Annotated in this window: 22 protein-coding genes; 3 read left to right on the forward strand and 19 right to left on the reverse strand. The window is 70.4% G+C overall.

Annotation, left to right across the window (positions count from 1 at the left end):
• Window positions 1–338: 338 nt before the first annotated feature.
• The 9 genes from ABD810_RS25040 to ABD810_RS25080 form a co-directional block, all read right to left on the reverse strand.
• Window positions 339–701 carry a metal-sulfur cluster assembly factor gene (locus tag ABD810_RS25040; protein ID WP_344945160.1) on the reverse strand — a complete coding sequence of 121 codons (363 nt, stop codon included), beginning with the start codon at window positions 699–701 and terminating at the stop codon, window positions 339–341.
• 85 nt (window positions 702–786) lie between these two features.
• Window positions 787–1,224, reverse strand: a complete 438-nt coding sequence (gene sufU, locus ABD810_RS25045; RefSeq protein WP_344945163.1) for a Fe-S cluster assembly sulfur transfer protein SufU — start codon at window positions 1,222–1,224, stop codon at window positions 787–789.
• Window positions 1,225–1,227: 3 nt separating this feature from the next.
• Window positions 1,228–2,490 (reverse strand): cysteine desulfurase, encoded by a 1,263-nt coding sequence (locus tag ABD810_RS25050; protein ID WP_344945166.1) that lies wholly within the window; start codon window positions 2,488–2,490, stop codon window positions 1,228–1,230.
• Window positions 2,487–3,233, reverse strand: a complete 747-nt coding sequence (gene sufC, locus ABD810_RS25055) for a Fe-S cluster assembly ATPase SufC (RefSeq protein ID WP_344945170.1) — start codon at window positions 3,231–3,233, stop codon at window positions 2,487–2,489. Before sufC ends, ABD810_RS25050 begins: the two co-directional genes overlap by 4 nt.
• Window positions 3,234–3,572, reverse strand: coding sequence for a non-heme iron oxygenase ferredoxin subunit (locus tag ABD810_RS25060; RefSeq protein WP_344945172.1), 339 nt, complete (start codon window positions 3,570–3,572; stop codon window positions 3,234–3,236).
• On the reverse strand, window positions 3,569–4,690 hold the full coding sequence (gene sufD / locus ABD810_RS25065) for a Fe-S cluster assembly protein SufD (protein ID WP_344945174.1): 1,122 nt from the start codon (window positions 4,688–4,690) through the stop codon (window positions 3,569–3,571). Before sufD ends, ABD810_RS25060 begins: the two co-directional genes overlap by 4 nt.
• Before the next feature lie 2 nt (window positions 4,691–4,692).
• On the reverse strand, window positions 4,693–6,105 hold the full coding sequence (sufB, locus tag ABD810_RS25070) for a Fe-S cluster assembly protein SufB (RefSeq protein ID WP_344945177.1): 1,413 nt from the start codon (window positions 6,103–6,105) through the stop codon (window positions 4,693–4,695).
• Window positions 6,102–6,887: a helix-turn-helix transcriptional regulator gene (locus tag ABD810_RS25075; RefSeq protein WP_344945180.1), complete on the reverse strand. Its 786-nt coding sequence runs from the start codon at window positions 6,885–6,887 to the stop codon at window positions 6,102–6,104. The genes sufB and ABD810_RS25075 overlap by 4 nt, the downstream gene beginning before the upstream one ends.
• 246 nt (window positions 6,888–7,133) lie before the next feature.
• Window positions 7,134–7,913 carry a VOC family protein gene (locus ABD810_RS25080; RefSeq protein ID WP_344945183.1) on the reverse strand — a complete coding sequence of 260 codons (780 nt, stop codon included), beginning with the start codon at window positions 7,911–7,913 and terminating at the stop codon, window positions 7,134–7,136.
• Between the two features lie 326 nt (window positions 7,914–8,239).
• Between ABD810_RS25080 and ABD810_RS25085 the strand changes: the two genes are divergently transcribed.
• The 3 genes from ABD810_RS25085 to ABD810_RS25095 all read left to right on the forward strand — a co-directional run bounded on the left by ABD810_RS25085 (window position 8,240) and on the right by ABD810_RS25095 (window position 10,940).
• Window positions 8,240–9,154, forward strand: coding sequence for an ABC transporter ATP-binding protein (locus ABD810_RS25085; RefSeq protein ID WP_344945434.1), 915 nt, complete (start codon window positions 8,240–8,242; stop codon window positions 9,152–9,154).
• 50 nt (window positions 9,155–9,204) lie between these two features.
• Window positions 9,205–9,918, forward strand: a complete 714-nt coding sequence (locus ABD810_RS25090; RefSeq protein WP_344945437.1) for an ABC transporter permease — start codon at window positions 9,205–9,207, stop codon at window positions 9,916–9,918.
• 107 nt (window positions 9,919–10,025) lie between these two features.
• Window positions 10,026–10,940 carry an EamA family transporter gene (locus ABD810_RS25095; RefSeq protein ID WP_344945186.1) on the forward strand — a complete coding sequence of 305 codons (915 nt, stop codon included), beginning with the start codon at window positions 10,026–10,028 and terminating at the stop codon, window positions 10,938–10,940.
• A gap of 46 nt (window positions 10,941–10,986) precedes the next feature.
• On the opposite strand, the gene ABD810_RS25100 is transcribed toward ABD810_RS25095, so the two are convergent.
• The 10 genes from ABD810_RS25100 to ABD810_RS25145 all read right to left on the reverse strand — a co-directional run bounded on the left by ABD810_RS25100 (window position 10,987) and on the right by ABD810_RS25145 (window position 21,334).
• A complete protein-coding gene (locus ABD810_RS25100) occupies window positions 10,987–11,691 on the reverse strand; it encodes a GntR family transcriptional regulator (RefSeq protein WP_344945189.1) in 705 nt (234 codons plus the stop codon).
• A gap of 20 nt (window positions 11,692–11,711) precedes the next feature.
• Window positions 11,712–12,716: an ornithine cyclodeaminase family protein gene (locus ABD810_RS25105; RefSeq protein ID WP_344945192.1), complete on the reverse strand. Its 1,005-nt coding sequence runs from the start codon at window positions 12,714–12,716 to the stop codon at window positions 11,712–11,714.
• On the reverse strand, window positions 12,713–13,759 hold the full coding sequence (locus ABD810_RS25110) for a proline racemase family protein (RefSeq protein ID WP_344945194.1): 1,047 nt from the start codon (window positions 13,757–13,759) through the stop codon (window positions 12,713–12,715). The genes ABD810_RS25105 and ABD810_RS25110 overlap by 4 nt, the downstream gene beginning before the upstream one ends.
• Complete coding sequence (locus ABD810_RS25115; RefSeq protein WP_344945196.1) at window positions 13,759–14,472, reverse strand: ABC transporter ATP-binding protein; 714 nt, start codon at window positions 14,470–14,472, stop codon at window positions 13,759–13,761. Before ABD810_RS25115 ends, ABD810_RS25110 begins: the two co-directional genes overlap by 1 nt.
• Window positions 14,459–15,412 (reverse strand): ABC transporter ATP-binding protein, encoded by a 954-nt coding sequence (locus tag ABD810_RS25120; protein WP_344945199.1) that lies wholly within the window; start codon window positions 15,410–15,412, stop codon window positions 14,459–14,461. Before ABD810_RS25120 ends, ABD810_RS25115 begins: the two co-directional genes overlap by 14 nt.
• On the reverse strand, window positions 15,409–16,374 hold the full coding sequence (locus ABD810_RS25125; RefSeq protein ID WP_344945202.1) for a branched-chain amino acid ABC transporter permease: 966 nt from the start codon (window positions 16,372–16,374) through the stop codon (window positions 15,409–15,411). The genes ABD810_RS25120 and ABD810_RS25125 overlap by 4 nt, the downstream gene beginning before the upstream one ends.
• On the reverse strand, window positions 16,371–17,264 hold the full coding sequence (locus tag ABD810_RS25130) for a branched-chain amino acid ABC transporter permease (protein WP_344945205.1): 894 nt from the start codon (window positions 17,262–17,264) through the stop codon (window positions 16,371–16,373). The genes ABD810_RS25125 and ABD810_RS25130 overlap by 4 nt, the downstream gene beginning before the upstream one ends.
• 154 nt (window positions 17,265–17,418) lie before the next feature.
• The gene (locus tag ABD810_RS25135) at window positions 17,419–18,585 is read right to left on the reverse strand and encodes a branched-chain amino acid ABC transporter substrate-binding protein (RefSeq protein ID WP_344945207.1); all 1,167 of its coding nucleotides are present in this window, start codon (window positions 18,583–18,585) and stop codon (window positions 17,419–17,421) included.
• Window positions 18,586–18,822: 237 nt separating this feature from the next.
• Window positions 18,823–20,178 carry an aldehyde dehydrogenase family protein gene (locus ABD810_RS25140; RefSeq protein WP_344945209.1) on the reverse strand — a complete coding sequence of 452 codons (1,356 nt, stop codon included), beginning with the start codon at window positions 20,176–20,178 and terminating at the stop codon, window positions 18,823–18,825.
• Window positions 20,179–20,332: 154 nt separating this feature from the next.
• Window positions 20,333–21,334 (reverse strand): proline racemase family protein, encoded by a 1,002-nt coding sequence (locus tag ABD810_RS25145; protein ID WP_344945440.1) that lies wholly within the window; start codon window positions 21,332–21,334, stop codon window positions 20,333–20,335.
• Window positions 21,335–21,341 lie beyond the last annotated feature (7 nt).

The following is a 21,341-nucleotide window of genomic DNA, read 5'->3' on the forward strand; positions in this document are numbered from 1 at the left end:
TTTGTCGTGCCTTTCGATCGAAGAGACATGGCACGTCACTTCTGCGAAAGGACGAGCCGGGGCGTACGGCATGGGCCGTACTCGAACACGTGGGCATCCGGGGGGACGCCGAGTGGTGCGTTTATCGCGACACGCGAGCACCACTCATCATGGGCGACGAGAAGTCTAACCCAACCTGGTAAGGCCGCGATCAAGCGGGTACGGCCGGCAACTGACGATCAGGTGCCTGGGGTGGCCGAACCACAGTGGAGCAGGGCCGGGAGAGACGCCCGTGTGAACGTCACGCGCAGAACCCGGCAGGTGAAGCACCGTCCCGGCCGTGGCCGGGACGTTCGCGATCAGACGTTGAAGCCGAGCATGCGAAGCTGCTCGCGCCCATCGTCGGTGATCTTGTCGGGCCCCCACGGGGGAAGCCAGACCCAGTTGATCTTAACGTCGGAGACCATGCCATCCAGAGCGGAATGCGCCTGCTCCTCGATGACATCGGTCAACGGGCAGGCCGCACTGGTCAGCGTCATGTCGATGGTCGCGACCGGCGCCGCGCCAGAATCTCCGGCGTCAAGATTCACACCATACACCAACCCGAGATCGACCACGTTGATTCCCAGCTCGGGGTCGACGACGTCCCGGAGGGCTTCGAGGACCTCGTCCAGCGAAGTCTCACCATCGAACCCGGTGGGGGTCTCCACAGGCTTGCTCACGCCGCCGTCTCCTCGCCTAGTCGTGCTCGGGCCGCCCGTCGGGCGGGACCGCTGTTGTATCCGTCGACCGGCTCATCATGGTCTCTCATGCCGAGCTCCTCACCACCGCGTCCTTGTAGGCCATCCACGCGAGCAGGGCGCACTTGATCCTGGCGGGATACTTGGCCACACCGGCGAACGCCACAGCGTCCCCCAGCACGTCCTCATCGGGCTCCACCTGGCCCCTGCCCTGCATGAGCCGGGTGAACTCGTCCACGACCGCGAGGGAATCGTCCACGGTCGAGCCGGTGGTCAGCTCGTGAAGCACCGACGCGGCGGCCTGGCTGATCGAACAGCCTTGGCCATCATAGGAGACGTCCTCGACCTTACCGCCATCACCCAGTTTCACCCGCATCGTGACCTCGTCACCGCAGGTCGGGTTCACATGGTGGACCTCGGCGTCGTACGGCTCACGCAGGCCGCGGCCCTGCGGGTGCTTGTAGTGCTCCAGGATCAGCTCCTGGTACAGCGACTCGGCGATCATCTCTTATCCGAACACCTTCTGGACGTGGTGGAGGCCCCGGACCAGAGCGTCGATCTCGTCCGTGGTGTTGTACAAGTAGAAAGACGCCCGCGTGGTCGCCGGTATTCCGAACCGGAGATGCAGCGGACGGGCGCAGTGGTGGCCGACCCGTACGGCGACGCCGAACTGGTCATCAAGGATCTGCCCCACATCGTGGGGGTGAATGCCTGGAACCGTGAACGACAGTATGCCGCCGCGATCCTCGGCCGTGGTGGGACCGATGATCCGCAGCCCGGGGAACTCCCCCAGCGCCGCCAGCCCGTAGACCGTGAGCTCGTGCTCGTGGCGCTCGATGTCGGCCATGCCGACGCTCGTGAGGTAGTCGACGGCGGCGCCCAGCCCGATCGCCTCGACGATCGGCGGGGTGCCCGCCTCGAACTTGTGCGGCACCGGGGCGTAGGTCGAGTGGTCCATCCAGACCGCCTCGATCATCTCGCCGCCACCGAGGAACGGCGGCATGGCGTCGAGCAGCTCGTGGCGCCCCCACAGCACGCCGATGCCGGACGGGCCGACCATCTTGTGCCCGGTGAAGGCGACGAAGTCGACGCCGAGCGCCGCCACGTCGACCGTGCGGTGGGGCACCGACTGCGAGGCGTCCAGCATCATCAGCGCGCCGACCCGGCGCACCCGCGCGAGGACGTCGGCGACGGGGTTGACCGTGCCGAGGACGTTGGACTGGTGGACGATCGACACGATCTTCGTGCGCTCGTTGACCAGGTCGTCGAGCCCGGAGAGGTCGAGGCGGCCCTCGTCGGTGACGGGGAACCAGCGCAGCTTCGCGCCGGTGCGCTGCGCGAGCAGCTGCCAGGGCACGATGTTGGAGTGGTGCTCCATCTCGGAGACGACGATCTCGTCACCGGGGCCGATCGTGAACCGCTCGTCGGTGTTGGTCGGGTTGCCGAAGGCGTACGCCACCAGGTTGAGCGCCTCAGAGGCGTTCTTGGTGAAGATGATCTCTTCGCGGCTCGGCGCGCCGACGAACGCGGCCACCTTGTCGCGGGCGCCCTCGTAGGCCTCGGTCGACTCGCTGCCCAGCACATGCAGGGCGCGCCCGACGTTGCTGTAGTGCTGCTCCAGGTGATCACGCATGGTGTTGATGACCTGCGCGGGCTTCTGCGAGGAGTTGCCCGAGTCGAGATAGACCAGCGGCCTTCCGCCGGGCAGCTCGCGGGAGAGGATCGGGAAATCCTTCCTGATCCTCTCCACATCGAACATGCTCTCTGTCATGCACTCGCCTTCGTGTAACGCTCGTAGCCCTCGGCCTCGAGCTTGTCGGCGAGCTCGGGCCCGCCCTCTTCGACGATCCGGCCGGCCGAGAAGACGTGGACGAAGTCCGGCTTCACGTAGCGCAGGATCCGGGTGTAGTGGGTGATCAGCAGCACGCCGGTGTCGCCCTCGGCGCCGAAGCGGTTGACGCCCTCGGAGACCACGCGCAGGGCGTCGACGTCGAGCCCGGAGTCGGTCTCGTCGAGAATCGCGATCTTGGGCTTGAGCAGCTCAAGCTGGAGGATCTCGTGGCGCTTCTTCTCTCCGCCGGAGAAGCCCTCGTTGAGGTTGCGCTGGGCGAAGGCGCTGTCGATGGACAGGGCCTCCATGCCCTGCTTCAGCTCCTTGGTGAAGGTGCGCAGCTTCGGCGCCTCCCCGCGCACGGCCGTGACGGCGCTGCGCAGGAAGTTCGACACCGAGACGCCGGGGACCTCCACGGGATACTGCATGGCCAGGAACAGGCCGGCACGGGCGCGCTCGTCGACGGTCATCGACAGGACGTCCTCGCCGTCGAGGGTCACCGTGCCGGAGGTGATGGTGTATTTCGGGTGACCGGCGATCGCGTAGGCGAGCGTCGACTTGCCCGAGCCGTTCGGGCCCATGAGGGCATGGGTCTCCCCCGACCGGACGGTCAGGTTGACGCCGCGCAGGATTTCCTTGTCCTCCACGGCGACATGCAGGTCACGAATTTCGAGGGTGGACACTTAAGACTCCCCATTTTCAGCATTGTCAGCGCTGTCGAGCGAGACGAGCACGTCGTCGCCTTCGAGCTTCACTCGGTAGACAGGGACGGGCCGCACCGCCGGTGGTCCGGTCGGCTTGCCCGAACGGATGTCGAAGCACGATCCGTGCAGCCAGCACTCCAGCGTGTCGTCGTACACCTCGCCCTCGCTGAGGCGGACCTCGGCGTGCGAGCACACGTCGTGCAGGGCGAAGACCTCGCCGTCCTTGCGGACCAGCGCGACGGGCTTGCCCTCCACCTCGACGCCGACGACGCCGCTGTCGGGAATGTCGGACAGAGAGCAGACCTTCACGAACGTCATCGCGCGAGCTCCGCCTCCACGGCCGCGAGCACGCGGTCGCGAATCTCCTCTACCTCGATCTTCGCGATCAGCTGGGCGAAATAGCCGCGGATGACCAGGCGTCGCGCCTCGTCGTACGGGATTCCTCGCGCCTGCAGATAGAAGATGTGCTCGTCGTCCATGCGGCCCGACGCGGAGGCGTGGCCCGCCCCGGCGACCTCGCCGGTGAGGATCTCGAGGTTGGGCACCGAGTCGGCGCGGGCGCCGTCGGTGAGGATGAGGTTGCGGTTGAGCTCGTAGGTGTCGGTGCCGGTGGCCTCGACGCGGATGATCACGTCGCCGATCCACACGGCGTGCGCCTCGTCGCCCTGGAGCGCGCCGCGGTAGTCGACGTTGCTCCGGCAGTCGGGCACGGTGTGGTCGACCAGCAGGCGGTGCTCGATGTGCTGGCCGGCGTCCACGAAGTACAGCCCGCTCAGGTCGGCGTCGCCGCCGCGCCCGGTGTAGGACACCGACGGCGACAGGCGTACCAGGTCGCCGCCCATGGTGACGACGAAGCTCTTGAACGTCGCGTCCCTGCCCAGGTGGGCGTGGTGCTGCGAGACGTGCACGGCGTCGTCGGCCCAGTCCTGCAGGCTGACGACCTTGAGCGTCGCGCCGTCGCCGACGACGAACTCGACGTTGTCGGCGTAGACCGCGCTGCCCTGGTGGTCGAGCACGATGACGGCTTCCGCGAGCGGCTCGACCGCGATCACGATGTGACCGTAGGCCGCGCCGCCGCCCTCGCCGCGCACGTTGATCACGGTCGCCCTGGAGGTCACGGCCTCCTTGGGCACCGTGATCACGGTCGCCTTCTCGAACGAGGTGAACGCCTGGACGCTCACCCGGTCGGTCGGCGTGTACGCCCTGCCGACGCGGGGATCCTCGCGGCCGACGGTCTCGACGGAGACCTCCGGCGCGGCGTCCACGTGGATCACGACGTTGCCGGCGACCGGCGCCGTGCCGTCGTGCAGCCCGCGCAGGCGGGACAGCGGGGTGAACCGCCACATCTCCTCGCGGCCGTTCGGCACCGGGAAGTCCTCGAGCTTGAAGGAGGACTTCCCGCGCAAGGTGGAGAGAGGCTTGGAGTCGAGACCCATGGTCAGCCCACCGCTCCTTCCATCTGCAGCTCGATCAGGCGGTTGAGCTCCAGGGCGTACTCCATCGGCAGCTCGCGAGCGATCGGCTCGACGAAGCCACGCACGATCATCGCCATGGCCTCGTCCTCGTTGAGGCCGCGGCTCATGAGGTAGAACAGCTGGTCGTCGGAGACCTTCGAGACCGTGGCCTCGTGACCCATGGACACGTCGTCCTCGCGGACGTCGACGTAGGGGTAGGTGTCCGAACGGCTGATCTGGTCGATGAGCAGGGCGTCGCACTTGACGGTCGACGCCGAGCCCGCGGCGCCCTCCTCGATCTGCACGAGACCGCGGTAGGAGGTGCGGCCGCCGCCACGCGCGACCGACTTGGAGATGATCGTCGAGGACGTCTTCGGCGCGAGGTGCACCATCTTGGCGCCCGCGTCCTGGTGCTGGCCCTCACCGGCGAAGGCCACGCTCAGGGTCTCGCCCTTGGCGTGCTCGCCCATGAGGTAGACGGCGGGGTACTTCATCGTGACCTTGGAGCCGATGTTGCCGTCGATCCACTCCATGGTCGCGCCCTCGTACGCCACGGCGCGCTTGGTGACCAGGTTGTAGACGTTGTTCGACCAGTTCTGGATGGTCGTGTAACGGCAGCGGGCGTTCTTCTTCACGATGATCTCCACGACCGCGCTGTGCAGCGAGTCGGAGGAGTAGATCGGCGCCGTGCAGCCCTCGACGTAGTGGACGTAGGAGCCCTCGTCGACGATGATCAGCGTCCGCTCGAACTGGCCCATGTTCTCGGTGTTGATCCGGAAGTAGGCCTGCAGCGGGATCTCGACCTGGACGTTCGGCGGCACGTAGATGAACGAGCCACCCGACCAGACCGCGCTGTTCAGCGAGGCGAACTTGTTGTCGCCCACCGGGATCACCGATCCGAAGTACTCCTTGAAGAGCTCGGGGTGCTCCTTGAGACCGGTGTCGGTGTCGAGGAAGATCACGCCCTTCTCCTCAAGGTCCTCACGGATCTTGTGGTAGACGACCTCGGACTCATACTGGGCGGCGACGCCGGCGATCAGCCGCTGCTTCTCCGCCTCGGGGATGCCGAGCCTGTCGTAGGTGTTCTTGATGTCCGCCGGAAGCTCGTCCCAGGAAGCGGCCTGCTTCTCGGTGGAGCGGACGAAATATTTGATGTTGTCGAAGTCGATGCCGGAGAGGTCGGAACCCCAGCTCGGCATGGGCTTCTTGCCAAAAAGCCGGAGGCCCTTCAGGCGCAGGTCAAGCATCCACTCCGGTTCGCTCTTCAGCCCGGAGATGTTGCGCACGACATCCTCGGACAGGCCTCGGCGTGCCGTCGAGCCCGCCACATCGGAGTCGGACCAGCCGAACTTGTAATTCCCGAGGCCTTCAAGCTCCGGGCGGTCGGTGACAGTCACCTTCCGGTCTCCTTGCTCTCAATCGCTTGCCGCGAAGTGCTTATGGTCACGTCGGAGCTGTCTGACGTGTCTACGGTCGCGCTCCGCCGGGGGTTGATCGGTGCGTTTCTCTGTGACGCGAGGGCCCGCGGGCTCACATGGGTGGTGCACACCCCGTCGCCGTGGGCGATGGTCGCCAGCCGCTGCACCGGTGTGCCGAGCAGTTGCCCGAACGCCTCGGTCTCGGCCTCGCACAGCTGCGGGAACTCCGCGGCGACGTGCGCGACCGGGCAGTGATGCTGGCAGAGCTGCTCGCCTCCCGACTTGGCCTGGGTGGCCGAGGCGGCGTAGCCGTCGGCCGTCAGTGCCTCCGCCAGCACGCGCACCCGCTGGTCGGCGGGCACCTCGCGCATCGCAGGCTCTAGACGCTTGACCAGGCCGTTGACCTGGGATCTGGCGAACTCGGCCACGGCCTCCTCGCCCACACGCTCGGCCAGGAAGCGCAGCGCGCTTCCCGCGAGGCCGTCGTAGGCGTGCTCGAAGGCGCTGCGCCCGGCGTCGGTGATCACGAACAGCTTGGCGGGACGCCCGCGCCCCCGCTGCCCACGCGGCCGTGCCGTGCGAGGCTCTATCATGCCTTCGGCCAGCAACGCGTCGAGATGACGACGCACCCCGGCCGGTGTCAGCCCGAGCCGCTGGCCCAGCGCCGCGGCGTTGATCGGACCGTGTTCCAGGATCAGCCGAGCGACGCGCGCGCGAGTGCCACGCTCCGCGCCCTTCTCGGCGTACGTAATCCCGGTCACGTTTTTCACAACATCAGTGTGCCGTAATTCCTTCCCGTCAGACAACCGGATGTCCGGGTACCCCACATGGGGTTCATCACGCAGGGTAGCCTTACCTAACCCGCGGAGAATGCGGGACTGACCGGCCGGCGCCGGCGCTCCCGAGCCCGGCGGCGACAGGCACACCCCAGACCTGCAACCACATTAAGGACCGACTGATTCCTTAATAAAGCTCTGTTTACATGGCGCAAGCGGAACCAGGACCGGCTAGCGGGTGGGCCTGAGGGTGAGGACGGCGAAGGTCGCGCCCTGGGGGTCGGCGAGGACGGCGCACCGGCCCAGGGGAAGGTCCCGCGGCGGCCGGACCACCTGGCCGCCGAGCTCCTCGGCCAGGCACGCCGTCGCATCGCAGCCGGGGACGGCGAAGAAGACCAGCCAGCGTCCCGGGGCCTCCTCGGGGTACCTGTCGCCTACCGTCCGCATGCCCGCGACGGGCCTGCCGTCCACCAGCCACTCGGTGTACTCGGCACCGGTCGTGTCGGTGAGGCGGCGTGAGTCCCAGCCGAAGACGGCCGTATAGAACCCCCTGGACTCCAAGGGGTCGCGGGAGTCCAGCTCGTTCCAGCACATCGCGACCGGTTCGTTGACGAGCTGGGCGCCGTAGTGCCGTCCCGGCTGCCAGACCATGAAGGACACCCCCGCCGGATCCTCGAAGACCGCCGTGCACCCCTCGTCGAAGACCTGCACCGGGCCGATGATGATGCGGCCCCCTGCCTCCTTGACGTTCTCGGCGACGGACTCGGCGTCGTCGGTGGCGATGTAGGTGTTCCAGGCCGAGGGCACGTTCTCGCCGAACGTCGGGCCGATTCCCGCCACCAGCTTGCCGCCCTGCGTGAACCGGCCGTATCCCCCCGACTCCGGGTGCGGGTCGAACTCCGCCCGCCACCCGAACAGCCGCTCGTAGAAGCCGACCGAGGCGGTGAGGCCGGTGCTGGAAAGGTCCGCCCAGCAGGGCACGCCGGGCTTGTAGGCGGTACGCGTTGGCATGCCGGACCTCCTTGTAGGCGGATGTGGGCGCCTGTTCTGGCTCCCCGCGCCCGGCACGGCTCGCACGTGGTCGCGGCGGCGGCACGAGGACATGGCCAGCGTCACATGAAGAGCGTCCGGCGGGTCCGACGACCTCCCGCCTTGGCGCGAGGCGCCCGCAACCTTTACCGCCACCCGGCACGCACACGGCCCGGCACGCACACGGCCCGGCGGACCACCCGCCTGCCCCGCCCCGGCGATGACCGCCCCGGCCTTTGCCGCCACCCGGCACGAGGGGTCATGGTCCGCCGAAAGAACCACCCGGCGTGGTCCCTAAACTCGTCACCATGGACTCCCCAGCCGTCGCGCTCACCGATTTGGTCAAGCGATACGGCCGCACTGTCGCGATCGACGGGCTGACCCTGGACGCCGGCCGTGGCGCGGTCACCGCGATCCTCGGCCCGAACGGCGCCGGGAAGACCTCCACGGTCGAGATCTGTGAGGGGTTCAGGAAGGCCGACGGCGGCACCGTCCGGGTCCTCGGGCTCGATCCGATACGCCAGGCGGCCGAGCTCAAGCCCCGGGTCGGGGTGATGCTCCAGTCCGGCGGCGTGCCTCCGGCCGTCCGTGCCGGTGAGTGGCTGCGGCTGGTCTCCCGCTTCCACGCCCACCCGCTCGACCCCGGCGCCCTTCTCGACCGGCTCGGCCTCACCGAGCACGCCCGCACCCCCTACCGCCGGCTGTCCGGGGGGCAGCAGCAGCGGTTGTCCCTCGCCGCCGCCATCGTCGGGCGGCCGGAGCTGGTCTTCCTCGACGAGCCGACCGCGGGCCTCGACCCGCAGGCCAGGCACGCCTGCTGGGGGATCGTGCGCGAGCTGCGCGCCAAGGGGGTGGCCACGGTGCTGACCACCCACCACATGGACGAGGCCGAGAAGCTGGCCGACAAGGTCGTGATCATCGATCGGGGCAGGATCGTGGCCGAGGGCAGCCCGCAGACGCTCACGGGCGCCGAGCGGCAGCTCCGCTTCCGCGCGCGGCCCGGGCTCGGTCTCGACGAGCTGCTCACCGCCCTCCCCGCGGGCAGCGCCGCCAAGGAGTCCCCGAGCGGCCACTACGTCATCGAGGGACACGTCGGCCCCGAGCTCCTCGGCACCGTCACCGCCTGGTGCGCCGCCGAGGGCGTCACCGCCGACGACCTCAGCGTGGAGCGCCGCACCCTGGAGGACGTCTTCCTCGAGCTCACCGGAAGGGAACTGCGGTGACCGCCGCCCTTGATCTCACGCCGTCGCCCGGGGCCGCGCCCCTGCGCCGCATGGTCCTCGCCCAGGCCGGAGCCGAGGTGCGGTCGGTGCTGCGGAACGGGGAGCAGCTGCTGCTCACCTTGATCATCCCCATTCTCGTGCTGGTCGGCTTCTCCGCCATCCCGCTGCTGGAGGTGCCGGGCAGGCGGGTCGACTTCGTCGCCCCCGGCGTGCTGGCGCTCGCGATCATGTCCACCGCGTTCACCGGACAGGCGATCGGCACGGGGTTCGAGCGGCGGTACGGAGTGCTCAAACGCCTCGGCGCCACCCCTCTGTCACGCTCGGGGCTGCTGCTCGCCAAGACCCTCGCGGTGATCACCGTGGAGGCGCTCCAGATCGTCGTCATCGCCGCGGTGGCGCTCGCGATGGGCTGGCGTCCCCAGGGCGACCCGCTCTGGGCCGTGGCGCTGGTCCTCGCCGGCACGGCGGCCTTCAGCGGGCTGGCCCTGCTCATGGCGGGCACGCTGCGCGCGGAGGCCACCCTCGCCGCCGCGAACCTGGTCTACCTGGTGCTGCTCGGCCTCGGCGGGGTGGTCGTCCCGGTGACGGCGTTCCCGCACGCGGTACGGGCCGTGGTCGATCTGCTGCCGATCACGGCGCTGACCGACGGGCTGCGCTCGGTGCTGGCACATGGGAGCGGGCTGCCGGTCCGTGACCTGCTGGTGCTGCTGGTCTGGACGGCCGTGACCCTCGGCCTCGCCTCGCGCTTCTTCCGCTGGGAGTGACCTCCTCCGTCCCGGGACCGCCGTCCCGCGCCCTTTGACCCGCGCACGCCCCGACCTCCCCTTCCCCCGAGCGCACGAGCACGTGCGAGGAACGCGAGAAGAACTCGATGACCGCGACGTCGGCGTCCGCCTCCGCAGGGCCGTACCGCCCGGACCGCATCCGGCCCGGAGCCCTCCTACGGACGGCCACCGGCGCCGTGCCCCCGTCCGGGCTGGTGCTGCTCGCGATCCTGTCGGTGCAGATCGGCGCGGGCCTGGCCAAGAACCTGTTCACGCAGTTGCCGCCCAGCGCGGTGGTGTTCCTGCGCATCGCGACGGGAGCGGTGATCCTCGGCGTCGTGGCCCGGCCGCGGCTGCGGGGCATGACCCGCCGGGACCTCGGCGTCGGGCTCGCCTTCGGCGTGACGCTCGGCCTGATGAACCTCTCGTTCTACGAAGGGCTCGCCCGGCTGCCGATGGGCATCTGCGTGACCATCGAGTTCCTCGGCCCGCTCGGGGTCGCGGTCGCGGCGTCCCGCCGTCGCCTGGACCTGCTGTGGGTGGTGCTGGCGGCCGCCGGCATCGCCCTGCTGGCACCCTGGGGCGAGGGCGGCGACATCAGCTGGGTGGGCATCGGCTTCGCCGCGCTCGCCGGCGCCTGCTGGGCGGGCTACATCCTGCTGTCGGCCGCCGTGGGCGGGCGGTTCCCCGGGACGACGGGACTGTCCTTCGCCATGATCGTCGCAGTCGTCGTGATCGCGCCGATCGGGGCCACGACGGGCGGCGCCGGCCTGCTCAGCCCCGAGTTGATCCTGCTCGGCGCCGGCGTCGGCCTGCTGTCCTCGGTGATCCCCTACAGCCTGGAGCTGGAGGCCCTGCGCACGATGCCCAAACGCGTCTTCGGCATCCTGATGAGCCTCGAACCGGCCGCGGCCGCCCTGGTGGGCCTGCTGATCCTCGGCGAGTTCCTGGACGTGCGCGAGTGGGCCGCCATCGGCTGCGTGGTCGTCGCCTCGGTCGGCGCCACCCGCACCTCGACCTAGCCGCCTCGCCGGTACAGAAGTCCGCTGCAGAACTGACCCCGCGGGGTCATTCGGGGCGGTCGGCCCAGATGCCCCGGACGTGCTGGATGTGGTGGTCCATGATGCGCCTGGCCGCGTCCGCGTCGCCACGGATCAGGGCGTCCAGGATGTCGAGGTGCTCGCGGGCGGAGTCGGCGAGCGTGCCGCGTTCGGACATGGACTTCAGGCCGTACAGCCGCGCCCGGTAGCGCAGGTCGCGCGCGACCTCGACCAGGTGCGCGTTCCCCGCCAGCGCCAGCAGCTCCACGTGGAAGCGCAGGTCGGCGTTGACGTAGGCCAGCAGGTCGCCGCGCTCGGCCGCCGAGACGATCTCCTCGGCGACCGGCCGCAACTGCTCGAAGTCAGCTACGCGGGCGGCGTCGGCGAGGCGGGCGACGGTCGGGACCTCCAGCAGCTTGCGGATCTCGGTGAGCTCGTCGAGGTCGCGCTCCGACAGCTCGGTGACCCGGAAACCCTTGTTGCGCACGGCCTCGACCAGGCCTTCCTTGGCCAGGTCGAGCATCGCCTCCCGTACGGGGGTGGCGGACACGCCGAACTGCGCGGCGAGGACCGGAGCGGAGTACACGACGCCGGGGCGCATCTCGGCGGCGACCAGCGCGTCGCGCAGAGCCTGCGCCACCTGCTCGCGCAGGCTCTGGCGGCCGGTCATGACCGGCAGGTCGAGCCTGCCCGCCTCGCTCACGCCCGGCCCCGCCTCGGACCCGCTCGCCATGCCGGCATCCCTCCCCAGGCTCATCGGCCCGCCCACGCGTCATGGACGGCTGCCGCCACGACCAGATCCTCCCAGGCCATGCCCACGCTCTTGAAGACGCGCGGCCCGGGGCCCGGCTCGACGGCCCCGGCCACCAGGTCCGCGAGATTACCGGCCAGATGGTCGCCGGAGATCGCTCCTGACCGGATGGGCATGATGAGATCGCCCGCCTCCGCCAGCGCGGCCGACCGGGACTCGACCACCACGGTGGCACGGGCCACCAGGTCGTCGTCGATCTCCCGGGCGCCGGGCTCGTGCGAGCCCACCACGACCACGGTGGCGCCCGCGGCCACGAGGGCGCCGGGGAACAGCGGCTCCCGGGCACTGGTGCAGCACGCGATCACATCCGCCGACGCCACGGCCGCCGCCACCTCGGCCGGAACGCCCGCCGTCGCCGAAGGGCCGCCCGCCGGCCCCTCCGGATCGGCCGCCGTCCCCCACGCTTGGGCCGCCGCCGCCCGAAGGCCCAGGGCGCGGCAGCGTGCGGCGAAGTCGTGGGCTCGTGCCCGGTTCCTGGCCACGACGGTGACGTGCTCGATGGGCCGCACCGCGCGCAGCGCCTCGACGTGGCCCCATGCCTGCGGCCCGGTGCCGAACACCGTGAGCGACCGCGCGTCCGGGCGTGCCAGGTGCCGCACGGCGAGCGCCGAGACGGCCGGAGTGCGCAGCGAGGTCAGCGCGACGCCGTCCATGGCGGCCAGCGGCGTGAGGGTGGGGCCGTCGAGCAGCAGGTAGGTGCCCTGGATGCGGGGCAGCCCCCTCGCGGGGTTTCCCGGGGCGACGCTCGCCACCTTGATCCCCGTGTGGCCCCCGTACGCGGCGGGCATGAGCAGCAGTTGCCCGGCCGGCACGTCGACGACCGGGCGCAGCGGGCTGTCCTCGGGGTCGAGCCCTTCGCGGAGCGCCTCGCAGAGCGCCTCCACGGCCCGCTCCACCGGCACGAGCCGGCGAAGGGTGTCCCCGTCGATGTACGGCAGCGCGTTCATCGCAGCGTGAACCCCGGGCCGATGGGGTCGCGCGGGTCGAGGGTGAACCGGTGCGCGCCGGTGCGGTAGGCCATCCCGGTGATCTCGGGGATCACCGCATCGCCGCGCACCTCCGCGACCCTGCCGGTGAAGACCGAGCCCACGATGCTCTCGTGGGTCAGCTCACCGGTGAACCCGGCTTCGTGCAGCAAGGCGAGCCTGGCCGCCGTCCCCGAGCCGCAGGGGGAACGATCCACCTCGCCATCGGCGAACACGGTGACGTTGCGCTGGCGCCCCGGTCCCAGCTCGTCATAGAAGATCACTCCGTAGATCCCGGAGAGCCGGTCGTCGGCGGGATGCCGGGCGGCCGGATGGCCGGCGAGCGAGGCCTTGATCGACCGCCCCAGCGCGATCAGGCCGGTGAGGTGCCGCGGCTCCACCGCCAGCCCGAAGGCCGCGGCCGGGACGCAGGCGTACATGGCCCCGCCGTAGGCGACGTCGACCGTGACCTCGATCGGGGCGCCGGCGACGACGGCGGTCACCGGCACGTTCCGCGCGGTGACGTGGGAGGGAACGTTCCGGAACGTCACCGACTCGATGACCCCGCCGCGGCGGCGGACCCGGGCCGTGACCCGGCCGGAGGGCACGTCCACGACCACGTCGGTGTCCCCGTCGGGATCGGCCTCGACCAGGCCGGACTCCACCGCGTGGACGCCGAGCGCGATCGTGCCGTGCCCGCAGGCGGTGGAGTAGCCGTCCTTGTGCCAGAACAGCACCCCCAGGTGGGCGCCCTCGTCGTCGGGCGGGACCAGGAAGCATCCGTACATGTCGGCATGGCCGCGCGGCTCGTGGCAGAGCAGCCTCCGCACCCGGTCGATCTCGGGTGCGGAAGCGTTGGCACGGCGTTCGAGGACCGTGGCCCCGGGGATCTCCGGGCCTGTGACGATGCGGAACGGCTCGCCGCCGGTGTGGTAGTCGGTGGTATGGATCTCGACCGGACCGCCCGCCGCACCGGACGCGCGTCCGGGACGTTCCTGGTCGCCGATCCGCGTCACACCCGCCATCAGAGCCCGCCCAGGTAGGCCTCGACGACCCGGGAGTCGCCCCGAAGCTCCGCCGCCGAGCCGTCGAGGACGCACTCACCGTTCTCGATCACGTACCCCCGATGGGCGATCTTCAGCGCCGCCTTGGCGTTCTGCTCGACCAGCAGCACGGAGACGCCCTCGGCGTTGACCTCGCGGACGAGTTCCATGACGGAGGCGACCACGAGCGGCGCCAGCCCCATCGAGGGCTCGTCGAGGAGCAGCAGCCGGGGTCCTGAGACCAGCGCGCGGCCGATGGCGAGCATCTGCTGCTCTCCGCCCGACAGCGTGCCGCCCTGCTGCGACCGCCGCTCGGCGAGGCGCGGCAGCAGGGCGTACACCCGGTCGATGCGCTTGCGGATCTCCGCCTGGTCGCGGACGAGATAGCCGCCGATCTGGAGGTTCTCGTGCACGGTGAGCGTGCTGAAGACCCGGCGCCCCTCGGGGACGTGGACCAGGCCGGCCTTGACGATGGCCTCGGGTTTGGTCCGGGTCACCTCCCTGCCGTCGAAGACCACCTTTCCGGAGGTGGGCCGTACGAGGCCCGACACGGCGGACAGCGTGGTCGTCTTGCCGGCGCCGTTGTTGCCCAGCAGGGCGACGATCTCACCGTCCTGGACGGTGAGCGACATCCCGCGCAGGGCGTGCACGCCGCCGTAGTGGACGTCCAGCGCGTCGATCTCAAGCCCTGCCATCGTCGCCTCCCCCGGTCCTGGCGTCCGCGTCCGCGCCGTCGTCCGCGGAAGATCCGGCGCCCGCGGAAGATCCGGCGCCCGCGGAAGATCCGGCGCCCGCGGAAGATCCGGCGTCCGCGGAAGATCCGGCCGACTCCGGGGTTCCGGCGTCGGCGTCGGGGTCGGCCGGTCGGTCCTCCTCGTCGTCCTTGCCGAGGTAGGCCTCGATGACGCCGGGGTCGCGGCGCACGTCCTCGGGGCGGCCGTCGGCGATCTCGCGACCGAAGTTGAGCACGACCACGCGCTCGGACACCTCCATGACCAGCCCCATGTCGTGCTCGATCAGCACGGTGGCGATGCCCAGCTCGCGGATCCTGCGGATCAGGCCGAGCATCTCGGCCTTCTCGCCGTGGTTGAGCCCGGCCGCGGGCTCGTCGAGCAGCAGCAAATCCGGCTTGCGGGCCAGCGCGCGGGCGATCTCCACCCGGCGCTGCTCGCCGTACGGCAGGGCACGCGCCTCACCGAAGCGGTCGCCGCGCAGGCCGACGAAGTCGAGCCAGTGGTGGGCCGTTTCTGTGCACTCACGCTCGGTTCGCCGGTAGCGCGGCGTGTGCAGCAGCGCGTCGACGAAGTTCTGCCTGAGCCGCAGGTGGGCTCCCGCCCGGACGTTGTCCAGCACCGACATCTCGCCGAACAGCCGCAGGTTCTGGAACGTCCGGGCGACGCCGAGACCGGCGATCCTGGAGGGCCGCATGCCGTTGATCTGGCGGCCCTTCAGGGTGATCCGCCCGGCGGTGGGCCGGTAGAACCCGGTCACGCAGTTGAAGGCGGAGGTCTTCCCCGCGCCGTTGGGACCGATGACCGAGACGATCTCGGCTTCCCCGACGGAGAACGACAGGCCGTCGATGGCCAGCAGGCCGCCGAAGGACAGCCGCAGGTCCTCGACCGACAGCAGGCTCATGAGCTCGCCTCCCGGGAGCGGTGCGGCCACAGTCCTTGCGGGCGGACCAGCATGACGATGATGAGCAGCACGCCGAAGGCGAAGAACCGGTAGTCGGCGAAGTCGCGCAGCACCTCGGGGAGCACGCTGATGACGATGGCGCCGATGACCACGCCGGGAGTCGAGCCCATGCCGCCCAGCACCACGGCCATCAGCACGAGAGCCGACTGCAGGAACGTGAAGCTGCCCGGGGAGATCGCGGACAGCTGCCCGGCGAACAGCACTCCGGCCAGGCCGCCCCAGATCGCGCCGGCGATGTAGGCCGCCAGCTTGACCTTGTAGGTGTGCACGCCCATGGCCTCCGCGGCGTCCTCGTCCTCGCGGACGAACCGCCAGGCCCGCCCGAGCCGGGACCGCCCGAGCCGCGAGGCCCCGATCACGGCGATCGAGACGATCACCACGGTCAGGTAGTAGAACACGACCGGGCTGCCGGTCAGGCTGGGGATGCCGTAGATCCCCGAGGGGCCTCCGGTGACGTCCAGGTTGTTGGCCGTGATGCGGATGATCTCGCCGAAGCCCAGCGTGACGATCGCCAGGTAGTCGCTGCGCAGCCGCAGCGTGGGTGCGCCGATCACGATGCCCGCGACCACGGTGACCGCGATGACGGCGGGCACCGTCACCAGCAGCGGCAGCCCGAACCGCGTGCTGAGCACGCCGCTCGTGTACGCCCCGACGGCGAAGAAGGCGACGTATCCGAGGTCGAGCAGCCCGCAGAAGCCGACCACGATGTTCAGCCCCGAGGCCAGCATCACGAAGATCGCCGCACTGGTCATGACAGACAGCGCGTACGGTGTGGCGATCACGAACGGCGCGAGCAGGGCGAGGGTCAGGCCCACGAGCCCCGCCCACTTGCTGTCGAGCAGCCAGGAGGCCGCGCGGCCCGGTGCCGTGGCGGGACCACGGGCCCCCGTGCGGGCCGTCATACGCGTTCCGTCACGCGCTCGCCGAGCAGGCCGGTGGGCCGCACGGACAGGAACAGGATCAGTACCCCGAACGCGAACACGTCCCGCCATTCGCCGCCGAGCCAGTAGGTGCCGAAGGACTCCAGCAGGCCGAGCAGCAGGCCGCCGAGCATGGTGCCGGGGATGTTGCCGATGCCGCCGATGACCGCGGAGGTGAACGCCTTGAGCCCGATGAGGAAGCCCATCAGGAAGTCGATCTTCCCGTAGTAGGCGCCGGCCATCACCCCGGCCGCGCCCGCGAGGGCCGATCCGAGGAAGAACGTCCGGGAGATGACCGAGTTGACGTCGATGCCCATCAGCGCGCTGGTGCGCGGGTCGAGCGCGATGGCCCGCATCGCCCGGCCCTCACGGGTCCGGGTGACCAGCAGGTTCAGCCCTACCATGAGCACCACGGCCACGATGATGAGCGCGAGCTGCTGGAGGGTGATCCGGGCGCCCAGCACCTCGACCGAGGTGCCGCCGAGCCGTACCGGATAGACCTGCGGGTCGGCCCCGGCGGCGGCCCGCATGCCGTACTCCAGCGCGAACGACGCGCCGACGGCGGTGATGAGCAGCGACAGCCGTGGCGCGTTGCGCAGCGGACGGTAGGCGACCCGTTCGATGACGACGCCGGACAGGCCGGTGACCACCATCGTCAGGAGGAGCACGCCGAGGAGCAGGGGAAGTGCCATGCCCGGCGAGATGCCGCCGACCGCGCCGAGGATGGCGAATCCGGTGAAGGCGCCGAGCATGTAGATGTCGCCGTGGGCGAAGTTGAGCAGCTTCATGATCCCGTAGACCATGCTGTAGCCCAACGCCACCAGCGCGTAGAACGAGCCGACGAACAGCCCGTTCCAGATCAGCTGTGACATGTCAGGTTTCCTTTGGAGCCGGAGCCACCGGAGGCGCGTGCCGGGATGGGGCGGCCGGTGGCGGCCGGGGAGCCGGAACGGCCGGCGCCCGCACGCGGGCGCCGGGTACGCGGGGAGGGGATGCGAGCCGTTCCGGGAAGAGAGGCGCGCAAGGTCACTTCAGGGCGTCCTGGAGGGCGAACTTGCCGGACTTGACGACCAGGATCTGGAAGCCGCCGGTGGCCAGGGTGTGGTCGGCGGTGAACTTCAGCGGGCCGGAGAACATCTGGAAGCCGTTGATGCCCTCCAGCGCGGCGATGACCTTCGCGCCGTCGGTGGACCCGGCCTGCTTGACCGCCTCGGCGGCGAGCCGCACGGCGTCGTAGGCCTGGTTGGAGTAGGGGCCGGGGCCGGCGCCGTACTTCTTCGTGTAGCTGTCGATCCAGCCCTCGGCGCCCTGGAGCGTCTCGGGGGTCTGGGTCATCGTGGCGAACACGCCCTCGCCCGCCTCGCTACCGGCGATCTCCGCCAGCTTCTCCGACACCGAGCCGTCGCCGACCATGATGCCGCCCTTGTACCCGGCCTGGCGGAGCTGCCGGATGATCAGGCCGCCCTCCTGGAAGTAGCCGGTCCAGTAGACGAAGTCCGGCTTCTTGGCGAGGATGTTGTTGATGTTCGCGCTGTAGTCGCTCTCCTTGGGCGTCACCGCTTCGAGGAGCGCGGTCTCGGCGCCGCCGGGGGCGTCCAAGAGCTGCTGCGTCCTGACCGCGATGTCCTTGGAGTAGCTGGTGTTGTCGTGCACGAGCGCGACGCTCTTGGCGCCCTGCTTGGTGATCCAGGCCATGGCGGCGGTCGCCTGCTGCGAGCCGGTGCCGTTGATCAGAAAGACGTGCTTGAGGTGCTGATCGACCAGTTCCTGCGAGTTGGCCGCAGGGATGATCATAGGGATGTTCGCCTTGCCGAAGACCGGCAGGGTGGGGAGCGTGGCGCCGGAGCAGTAGCCGCCCACGGAGATCTTGATGCCCTGGGTGACCAGCTTGTTGGCGCCGGCGACGGCCGTCTGGGCGTCGCAGGCGTCGTCCGCGACCTTGAGCTCCAGCTTGCGGCCCAGGACGCCGCCCTTGCCGTTGATCTCGTCCACCGCGAACTGGGCGGCGTTCTTCATATACGGGCCGATGGCCGCCTCGCTGCCGGACTGCGGGATCAGCATTCCCAGGGGAATGGGACCCTTGTCGCCCCCGGCGTCCGAGCCGCCGCCGAGGAGGCCCTGGCCACAGCCGGCCGTCAGCATGCTCACGGCGGTCGCGAGCGAACAGATCACGGCTATTCGGGATTTGCCCATCTTGCATCTCCTAGCGAAACAACGCTGTCCCAGCATGGTGTGTGACATTGCACATGCACCTAAAAGCCACCGTCAAGGCCCGAGACCAGACCGTTAGAAGGTCGGTAGCAGCCCGTCAACACCCCGCGAAGCAGGTGAGAACGGACAAAGTCATCGGACGGGCCGATCACGGGCCCACCGATGGGGCATGCCGGTGGGGGCGCCTCCCGGTTTTCCCGGAGACGCCCCGGGGTGCGGTCAGCTCCCGGCGGGGCCGAGGGCGACGGTGTGGGTGGAGGTGTAGAACTCCTGGGCCGCCTTGCCCTGCTCGCGCGGGCCGTAGCTGGAGTCCTTCTCGCCGCCGAAGGGCAGGTAGAAGTCCACACCGCTCGTCGGGCTGTTGACCTTGACCAGCCCGGTGTCCAGCCGCGCCGAGACGTCGAGCGCCCGGTCCAGGTCGCGCGTGTAGACCGCGGAGGCCAGTCCGTACGCCACCCCGTTGGCCAGCGCGACCGCCTCGTCCACCGAGCTCGCGTCCTGCACCAGGCAGATCGGCCCGAACACCTCGTCGCAGGCGAGCACATGGTCGGCGGGCACCCTGTCCACCAGCGTGGGCGCGGCGTACCAGCCGTCCCGGTCGAGCGCCTCGCCGCCGGTGAGGACCCGGCCGCCGGCCGTGGCCGACACCACCCGGTCACGGGCGGCCTCCTCGATCAGCGGGCCCACGGCGGTGCCCGGGTCGGCCGGGTCGCCGACGCCGAGCTTGGCGACCGCGGCCAGCAGCGCCTCGCGGACCTCCCTGGCGTTGCCCACCGTGATGACCCGCTTGGTGGCGGTGCACTTCTGCCCGGCGTACCCGAACGCGGCGGCGGCGATCTGCGCCGCCGCCGTCTCGAGGTTGGCGTCGTCGAGGACGATGCTGGCGTTCTGACCGCCCATCTCGGCCTGCACCTGCACGCCCCGGCCGGCCGCCGCCACGCTCACCTTGCGCCCCACGGCGGCCGAGCCGGTGAAGGACACGACGTCGGCCGCCTCGACCAGCGCCCCGCCCTCCTCGGCGTCGCCGGCGACGATCTGGAACAGGTCCTCGGGAAGGCCCAGCAGCTCGGCCAGGCGCAACGCGCAGCCGAGGGCCTGCGGCGCGGGCTTGAGCACGACGGCGTTGCCGAAGGCGAGGGCCGGCGCCGCCTTCCACAGGGGGATGGCCAGCGGGAAGTTCCATGGCGTGATCAGCCCGGCCACGCCGCGCGGGCGCCTGCGGGTGTAGGCCAGCCCGGCGCCCGACGGCTCGTGCATCGCGCCGATGGGGTCGAAGACCTGCTGGGAGTAGTAGCGCAGGATCGCGACCGACCGCGCCACCTCGCCCTTCGCCTCGGTGACCGGCTTGCCGACCTCCCGGACGACCAGCGCGGCCAGCTCGTCCGCCGCCGCGGCCACCTTCTCGGCCGCCGCCGCCAGCGCGGTCGCGCGCTCCGCGGCGTTCGCCTTGCCCCACCGCCCCTGCACGGCCCGCGCCCGGCGCACCGCCTCGGTGACGCCCGAGGCCCCGGCGGCCGGGACGCCGGCGACCACGTCGCCCGGGTTCTGGGGGGACCGGCTTTCGACAACGCTCATCGTGAATCCCTCTCCAACTTCAAGGTGGGACGGCTCCGGAGCGGGGTGCCATGTATCCCGCTACACGGAAACCTAGTCCACGTCATGCATTGATCAGATGGCAAGACCCGGCCCGCAAGGCCCGCCTCTTGAGCCCCCCGGGCCGCGGCAGGCGTCACAGCAGGAACCCCTCGGGGAAGGGATCGGTCGGATCGAGGAAGTGCTGCGCCGTGCCGGTCACCCACGCTCTGCCCGTGATCGTCGGGACGACGGCCACGCGCCCCGCCACCTCGGTCCGCTCGACCAGCCGCCCGGTGAAGCGGGTGCCGATGAACGACTCGTTGACGAAGTCCTCACCCAGCCCCAGCTCACCCCTGGCGTGGAGCTGCGCCATGCGGGCGCTGGTGCCCGTGCCGCAGGGCGAGCGGTCGAACCAGCCGGGATGGATGGCCATCGCGTGGCGCGAGAGCCGGGCGTCCGACCCCGGAGCGAGGAACTGGACGTGGTGGCAGCCGCGGATACCCTCGTCGAGCGGATGGACCGGCTCGTCCGCCTCGTTGATCGCCGCCGAGATCGCCAGCCCGGCCTCGAGGATCCGCTGGCCCTGCGAGCGCTCGAACGTCAGCCCCACCGACTCGATCGGCAGGATCGCGTAGAAGTTGCCGCCGTACGCCAGGTCGTAGGTCACCTCGCCGATGCCGGGCACCTTGACCGTACGGTCGAGCCCGACGCTGAACGACGGCACGTTCTCGATCGTCACCGCCCGCGCCGCGCCGTCCTCCACCTGGACCGAGGCCACCACGAGCCCGGCCGGGGTGTCGAGCCGCACGGTCGTGACGGGCTCGGTGACCCGCACCATCCCGGTCTCCACCAGCACCGTGGCGACCCCGATGGTGCCGTGGCCGCACATCGGCAGGCATCCGGACACCTCGATGAAGAGCACTCCGTAGTCGGCGTCCGGGCGGGTCGGGGGCTGCAGGATCGCGCCGCTCATCGCCGAGTGGCCGTGCGGCTCGTACATCAGCAGCTTGCGGATGTGGTCGAGGTTCGCCAGGAAGTGCTCCCTGCGCTCGGCCATGCTCGTGCCCGGGATGACGCCCACTCCCCCGGTGACGACCCGGGTGGGCATCCCCTCGGTGTGCGAGTCGACCACGTGGTAGATGTGCCTCGATCTCACCATGACC

The sequence above is a fragment of the Sphaerisporangium flaviroseum genome, from assembly GCF_039537005.1.
GTDB classification, from domain to species: domain Bacteria; phylum Actinomycetota; class Actinomycetes; order Streptosporangiales; family Streptosporangiaceae; genus Sphaerisporangium; species Sphaerisporangium flaviroseum.